Origin of the sequence: Pseudomonas sp. MD330_10 (genome assembly GCF_042610415.1) — a bacterium.
Taxonomy (GTDB): Bacteria; Pseudomonadota; Gammaproteobacteria; order Pseudomonadales; family Pseudomonadaceae; genus Aquipseudomonas; species Aquipseudomonas rhodesiae.
Genome location: NZ_JBHGZU010000116.1, coordinates 1 through 247, shown reverse-complemented (window position 1 = coordinate 247; position 247 = coordinate 1). Strand labels below are relative to the sequence as shown.

General features: G+C 61.5%; 1 protein-coding gene. It reads right to left on the bottom strand.

Annotated elements, in window-relative coordinates; genetic code table 11:
* Positions 1 to 213, bottom strand: a 213-nt coding sequence (locus ACFZPT_RS26835) for a hypothetical protein (protein ID WP_379559155.1), incomplete at its 3' end; no start/stop codon positions are given.
* Between the last annotated feature and the right edge of the window lie 34 nt (positions 214 to 247).

The window sequence follows — 247 nt, the reverse complement described above, 5'->3', positions numbered from 1 at the left end:
CGCCTGGATCAGCATCAGCCATTGGCCGATCGACAATTGCGGCTCCTCCGAACCCACCACCTGCAGGTTGTTGATGAACAACCCGACCAACTTCTCGATTCCCTGCAAATGCGCCGGACGCCCCGCCACCGAGCCGCCAAAGCCCACAGTCGCCAGGCCAGACTGGCGCGCCAACAGCAGCAGCCACGCGCAATGCACCACCCTGATCAGCATGACATTGAAGCCCAGGGCAAAAGCTTACAAGCGC